Origin of the sequence: Elioraea sp. Yellowstone (assembly GCF_006704265.1) — a bacterium.
Taxonomy (GTDB): Bacteria; Pseudomonadota; Alphaproteobacteria; order Acetobacterales; family Acetobacteraceae; genus Elioraea.
Genome location: NZ_VIKA01000158.1, coordinates 1 through 6,849 on the forward strand (window position 1 = coordinate 1; position 6,849 = coordinate 6,849).

A 6,849-nucleotide genomic window follows, 5' to 3' on the forward strand; every position below is an offset into this window, starting at 1 on the left:
CGTGCGCGCGGCGCGCGGGCGGCGCGCACGCCCGATCCGCCCGGCATCGGCGGCGCGATCGACCGCGACCTGCGGGCACCGGCCGAGAGCGCGCGGAGGCGTCTGGGGTGAGGATCGTCTCGGTACGGGCATGGCCCGTCTCGTTCCCCGTGCCCGAGTCCGAGCGCGTGAGCCTCGGCATCGGCACCGCGGTGAAACGCGATGCGGTCGTGGTGAAGGTCGTCACCGAGAGCGGGCTGGTCGGCTGGGGCGAGAGCCATCACGGCCGCGCGCACGGCGCGATCGCGCACCTGGTCAACACCACGCTGCGCGCGCTCATCCTGGGCATGGACGCCGGCGACTGCGTGGGCGTCTGGGCGCGCATCTACCGTTTCCAGCTCGCCAGCCACGGCATGGGTGCCGCCACCGCGATGGCGATGAGCGGCATCGACATGGCGCTCTGGGACATCCGTGCCAAGGCGGTGGGCTGGCCGCTCTGCCGGCTGCTCGGCGGCGCGGTGAAGCCGGTGCCGGCCTATGCGGGCGGTGTCGCCCTCGGCTACCAGGATCCCGCGGCGCTGGTGGAGGAGGTGCGTCCGCATGTCGAGGCCGGCTATCGCGCGGTGAAGCTCAGGGTCGGCGACACGCCGGCGCGCGACATCGCCCGCATCGAGGCGGTGCGGCGGGCCTTCGGCGACGACCTCGTCATCCTGACCGATGCCAACACCGGCTATGCGCTGGCGGATGCGCGCATGGCGATGCCGGCGATGGAACGGCTCGGCGTGGCCTGGCTCGAGGAGCCCTTTCCCGCCCACGACCACCGTGCCTATGCCGAGGCGAAGTCCTTCGCGCGCATCCCCCTCGCCGCCGGCGAGAACCATTACACCCGCTTCGAGTTCCACCGCCTGATCGAGGATCGCGTGCTGTCGATCCTGCAGCCCGATCTCTCCAAGTGCGGCGGCGTCACCGAGACCATGCGCATCGCGCACCTCGCCTCGGCCTGGAAGCTGCCGATCCATCCGCACAGCGCGATGACCGGGATCAACCAGGCGGCCTCGATCCACCTGCTCGCCGCGATCGACAATGGCGGCTATTTCGAGGCCGACATCTCCCGCAACAACCTGTTCCGAGACCGGATGGTCTCGACGCCGTGGTCGATCCGCCCCGACGGCACGGTTCTGCCGCTCGAGGCCGCCGGCATCGGCGTCGAGGTGGACGAGGCCTTCCTCGAGGCGCATCCGGCGATCGAGGGGCCGGGCTACGTCTGATACCCTCCGCACAAAGGCTCGACCTTTGTGCGGAGGGTATCGCGCGCGGGGCTGGTGGGGCGGCCGCGCGCGAACATGACCCCATACCAGCCCGCCGAAGGTCAAACCTTCGGCGGGCTGGTATGAGCCGGCCCGCCCGGGGTGGACCCGACAGGGCCGGGATCGGCCATCCGCGCGAGGATGTCCGCAGGAACGGCGGGAGCGGTCCTTTCCCGTGCCCAGACCGTTCCGGGGTCCAGCCTCCGGTGCCCGGTCCTCACTCCACCTTGCCGATCGCGCGCACCGCGGCGATCAGCCGGGCGCTGTCGCGCGCGACGAACTCGGCGAACTCGGGCGCGTCGAGATAGGCGACCGGGCTGCCCGCGGTCTCGAAGGCGCGCACGACCGCGGGATCGGCGCACGCCGCGCGCAGCGCCTCGCGCAGCCGCGCCATGATCGGCGCCGGCACGCCGGCGGGCGCGAACAGCCCGGCCCAGATGTAGAACTCCACCGACGGATGGCCGAGCTCCCGGAAGGTCGGCGTCTCGGGGAAGGAGGCGATGCGCTCCGCGCCCCAGTTGGCGAGCACGCGCAGCTTGCCCTCGCGCACATGGGGCAGCAGCACGCCGGGCGCCGAGGCGAGCGCCTGCACCGTGCCGGCGAGGATCGCGCTGACGGCGGGGCCTGCGCCCTGGAACGGCACGTGCAGCAGCCTGATGCCTGCGGAGTGTGCGAACATCTCCATCGCCACATGCAGCGTGCCGTAGGTGCCCGAGCTGCCGTAGGGGATGGTCCCCGGACGCGCCCTGGCGTCCGCGATCAGCGCGTCGAGCGTCCGCCAAGGCGCCTCCGCGCGCACCGCGAGCAGCGTCGGGTCGGCGAGCACGCGGCCGATCGGCGCGAGCTGGCTCACCTCGTAGGCGGGCGTGCGGTCGAACAGGCGATCCGCCTCGGGCAGCACGGCGAGCGAGGAGAGCGTCATCAGCAGCGTGTAGCCGTCGGGCGCGGACTGGGCGGCGGCCCGGTTGCCGACCGCGCCGCCGGCGCCGCCGCGATTGGTCACCACCACCGGCCTGCCGAGCGTCCGCTCCATCGCCGCCGCGATCGGCCGCGCGGCCAGATCCGCCTGGCCGCCCGGCGGGAACGGTACGATCATCGTGATCGGCCGGTCGGGCCAGGCCTGCGCCCGCGCGCGGCCGAGGATGGCGGGCAGGCCGAGGGTGAGCGCGAGCGCCGCGCGGCGACGGATCATGGTCTCCTCCCGGGTCGTTGCGTGAGGCGAGCCTAGCGGCAACCGCACGCGCTGCGAAGGCAAGGCCGCGGTCAGGCGATCGCCATCAGCGTGGCGTTGCCGCCGGCGGCGGCGGTGTTCGTGCTGATCGCGCGCTCGCGCACGAGCAGGCAGGCGAGGTCGTCCTCGGCCGCGGGGCCGGCGCTCATCGGGCTGGCGACGAACACCGGCCGGATCGGTCCGTCGAGCGCGGCGACCGTGCGGGCGAGCGCGCCGAGCCCCGCCCATCCGCCCTCGACGAGCACGGCGTCGCAGCCGGCGGCATCCGCCCGCTCCGCCACCGTGACGGCGGCGCGCACCACCTCGGGCAGCCCGTCGAGCCGCGCACGCACCGCCGGCGCGTGCACGTGCGCGCGATTGCCGGTCGCCAGCACCGCGCCCAGCGCGGCGAACAGCCCGAAGCCGCTCTCCGCCACGCAGAGCACGCTGCCGCGCGGCTCGAGCCGATAGACGTTGCTCTCGCCGACCGGGCCCGCGAGCTCGAGCCGGAGCCCCGTGCGGGCGCAGCGCGCATAGTGCCGGCAGCGCGCCGCGGCCTCGTTCTCGCCGGTCTCCTCGAGCCAGCGGATCAGCGCCTCCGCCGCCGGCGCCGGAGCGCCGGCCGAGGGGAGCGGCGGCTCGGGCGGGACGGCGGCGAGCAGGCGGCGCAGGGAGAGCGGACCACCCGCCTTCGGCCCGGTGCCCGAGAGCCCGTGGCCGCCGAAGGGCTGCACGCCGACCACCGCGCCGATCATGGTGCGGTTGACGTAGACATTGCCGGCGGCGATGCGCGCGCCGACCCGCGCGATCGTCTCGTCGATGCGCGAATGCACGCCGAAGGTCAGCGCGTAGCCGGTGGCGTTGACCGCGTCGATCACCTCGTCCAGCTCCGCGCGCGCGAAGCGCACGACGTGCAGCACCGGGCCGAACACCTCGCGGCCGAGTTCGGCGATGCGGTCGATCTCGATCAGGGTCGGCGCGACGAAGCTGCCGTGGCGGCATTCCTCTGCCAGTTCGAGCGCATGCACGCGCCGCCCCTGCGCGCGCATCGACGCGATGTGGGCGAGGATCGTCGCGCGCGCCTCGGCCGTGATCACCGGGCCGATATCGGTCGAGAGCCGGTCGGGATTGCCGACCGAAAGCTCCGCCATCGCGCCCTTCAGCATGGTCAGCACGCGGTCGGCGATGTCGTCCTGCAGGCAGAGCACGCGCAGCGCCGAGCAGCGCTGGCCGGCGCTGTCGAAGGCGGAGACGAGCACGTCCGCCACCACCTGCTCGGGCAGGGCGGAGCTGTCGACGATCATCGCGTTCTGACCGCCGGTCTCGGCGATCAGCGGCACCGTCCGTCCGTCCGGGTTCAGCCGCTCGGCAAGCGTGCGGTTGATCAGGCGTGCGACCTCGGTCGAGCCGGTGAACATCACCCCGCGCACGCGGCCGTCGCGCACCAGCGCCGCGCCGACCGAACCGTCGCCGGGCAGGAGCTGCAGCGCGGCCGCCGGCACGCCGGCCTCGTGCAGCGCGCGCACGGCGAGCGCGGCGGTCAGCGGCGTCTCCTCGGCCGGCTTCGCCAGCACCGCATTGCCGGCGGCGAGCGCGGCGGCCACCTGGCCGGTGAAGATCGCGAGCGGGAAGTTCCACGGGCTGATGCAGGCGACCGGGCCGAGCGGGCGGTGCGTGGCGTTGGCGAAGCCGTCGCGCACGGCGGCCGCGTAGTAGCGCAGGAAATCCACCGCCTCGCGCACCTCGCCGACCGCGTTCGGCAGGGTCTTGCCGGCCTCGCGCACGATCGGCCCGAGCAGGTGGTCGATCCGGCCCTCCAGCAGATCGGCTGCGCGCAGGAGGCAGGCGGCGCGTTCGGCGGGCGGCGTGGCGGCCCAGTCCGGCTGCGCCGAGGCGGCGGCCTCCAGGGCGGCCGCGATCGTCGCCTCGTCCGCGTCCGTGCAGTGCCCGACGACGTCGCGGCGGTCGGCGGGGTTGCGCAGCGCCCGCCGCGTCCCGGCCGGCAGGGTCATCGGCGTGGCGAGGATCGGTGCGACCTCCTCCCTCCGTTGCGCGCTCGCGGCGAGCGCTTCGGCGAGCCGGGCGAGACGCTGCTCGTCGGTGAGGTCCACGCCGGCGCTGTTGGCGCGATCGGGGAACAGCGCGCGCGGCAGGCTGATGCGCGGATGCGGCGCGCCGACCGGTCTGATCGCGCGCGCCTCGGCGACCGGATCGGCGATCAGCGCCTCCGCCGGCACGGCGGGATCGCCGATGCGGTTGACGAAGCTCGAATTGGCGCCGTTCTCCAGAAGGCGCCGCACGAGATAGGGGAGCAGCGTCTCGTGCGTGCCGACGGGGGCGTAGATGCGGCAGGGGCGGTCGAGCCTCCCGGGCCCCACCACCTCCTCGTAGAGCGGCTCGCCCATGCCGTGCAGGCACTGGAACTCGTAGTCGCCCGGGCGGAAGGCGGGCCCCGCCATCGCCAGCACGGTGGCGAGGGTGTGGGCGTTGTGGGTGGCGAACTGCGGGAACACGGCGTCGCGCGCCGCGAGCAGCCGGCGCGCACACGCGAGATAGCAGACGTCGGTATGGATTTTCCGCGTGAACACCGGGAAGTCGGCATGCCCGTCGAGCTGGGCGCGCTTGATCTCGCTGTCCCAGTAGGCGCCCTTCACCAGGCGGATCATCAGCCGGCGCCCGCTCGCGCGCGCGAGCGCGATCAGCCAGTCGATCACGAAGGGCGCGCGCTTCTGGTAGGCCTGCACGACGACGCCGAGGCCCTGCCAGGCGCCGAGATCGGGGGTGCGCGCGAGCGTCTCGATCAGGTCGAGCGAGAGGTCGAGCCGCTCCGCCTCCTCGGCGTCGATGTTCAGGCCGATGTCGTAGCGTTTCGCGAGCCGGGCGAGATCGTGCAGGCGCGGCAGCAGCTCCGTCATCACCCGCTCGCGCTGGCTGCGCAGATAGCGCGGATGCAGCGCCGAGAGCTTCACCGAGATGCCGGGGCCCGCATGGACGCCGCGCCCCGCGGCGGCCTGCCCGATCGCGTGGATCGCCTGCTCGTAGCTCCGCCGATAGGTCTCGGCATCGGCAGCGGTCATCGCCGCCTCGCCCAGCATGTCGAAGGAGTGGGTGAAGCCCTTCGCCTCCATGGCGCGGGCACGGCGCAGCGCCTCGGCGATCGTCTGGCCGGTGACGAACTGCTCGCCCAGCATCCGCATCGCCACGTCCACCCCCTTGCGGATCAGCGGCTCGCCGCCGTGGCGGATCAGGCGCGCGAGGGCCGCGGCAAGGCCCGTCTCGTTGGCGGTCGCGACCAGTCGCCCGGTGATCAGCAGGCCCCAGGCCGCGGCGTTGACGAAGAGCGAGGGCGAATGGCCGAGATGGGCACGCCAGTCGCGCGCGCCGACCTTGTCGCGGATCAGGGCGTCGCGCGTGGGCGTGTCGGGAATGCGCAGCAGCGCCTCGGCGAGGCACATCAGCGCGATGCCCTCCTGCGAGGAGAGCGCGAACTCCTGCATCAGCGCCTCGACCGGGCCGCGCCGCCCCTTGCCGCGCAGCGCCTCGACCAGCCTCAGCGCGGTCGCCTCCGCCGCGCGCGTCTCTGCGGCGGGCAGGGTGGCCGCCTCGATCAGCGCGGGCAGGCAGTCGGGCTCGGGGCGGCGATAGGCCTCGGTGATGCGGGCGCGCAGGCCGGTCTGCGCCCGGACCGACCGGACGAACGCGGCGAAGGGGCGCGGTTCGGACGGATCGGCGATGTCGGATGCGGGCACGGCGCTCTCCCTGCGCGGGGCATGCGCGCACGGTAGTCCAGCGCCGGGACGCGTTACAGCGCTCCGCGCCGCGTCGCGAGCGCGGCCAGCAGCGCGCGCGTGTGCGGCGCGGCGGCGGGGTCGCGCCGCAGGTCCTCGTGCAGCCGGTCGAGATCGGCCGGCTCGTCCACGTCGTGCCAGGCGGGCGCGCGCACCACGGCGAGCCCGACTTCCCCGGCGCGCCTCTCGGTCTCCGCCAGCACCGAGGCGGTGCTCCAGGCGATCGCCTCGAACAGGCCCGGCACCGCGCGCGACAGCCCGACGCACCAGTATCCGCCATCCGCCGCGGGGCCGAGCACGACCGCCTCCGGGCGGGTCGCGGCGAGAGCGAGGGCCGTGTGCAGATGCGCCGGCGGCAGGGTCGGGCTGTCGGCGCCGATCAGCAGCACGGGCCCGAAGCCCTGCGCGAACAGCGTCGCGAAGGCCGCCGCTATGCGCGCGCCGAGATCGCCCTCGCCCTGCGCCAGCGCGGGGAGGTCGGTCAGGGCGGCGAGTTCCCCCGTCGCCTCGGCCGGTGCGGCGAGCACGCGCACCGCCACGGCCGGGAAGGTGTCGTCATGGCGCA

At 74.4% G+C, this 6,849-nt stretch carries 4 protein-coding genes; 1 reads left to right on the forward strand and 3 read right to left on the reverse strand.

All coding sequences use genetic code 11. The features are described 5' to 3' along the window. Window positions 1–107: 107 nt before the first annotated feature. Window positions 108–1,247: a mandelate racemase/muconate lactonizing enzyme family protein gene (locus FK498_RS16085; protein WP_141856317.1), complete on the forward strand. Its 1,140-nt coding sequence runs from the start codon at window positions 108–110 to the stop codon at window positions 1,245–1,247. A gap of 256 nt (window positions 1,248–1,503) precedes the next feature. Here FK498_RS16085 and FK498_RS16090 read toward each other — a convergent pair whose 3' ends face one another. The 3 genes from FK498_RS16090 to FK498_RS20020 all read right to left on the reverse strand — a co-directional run. Next, a complete protein-coding gene (locus tag FK498_RS16090; RefSeq protein WP_141856319.1) occupies window positions 1,504–2,478 on the reverse strand; it encodes a tripartite tricarboxylate transporter substrate binding protein in 975 nt (324 codons plus the stop codon). A 71-nt stretch (window positions 2,479–2,549) separates the two neighbouring features. Further along, the gene (gene putA / locus FK498_RS16095; protein ID WP_237560973.1) at window positions 2,550–6,245 is read right to left on the reverse strand and encodes a trifunctional transcriptional regulator/proline dehydrogenase/L-glutamate gamma-semialdehyde dehydrogenase; all 3,696 of its coding nucleotides are present in this window, start codon (window positions 6,243–6,245) and stop codon (window positions 2,550–2,552) included. A 53-nt stretch (window positions 6,246–6,298) separates the two neighbouring features. Beyond that, window positions 6,299–6,849 (reverse strand): DUF2064 domain-containing protein (locus tag FK498_RS20020; RefSeq protein WP_141856321.1); only part of this gene is annotated, 551 nt, incomplete at its 5' end.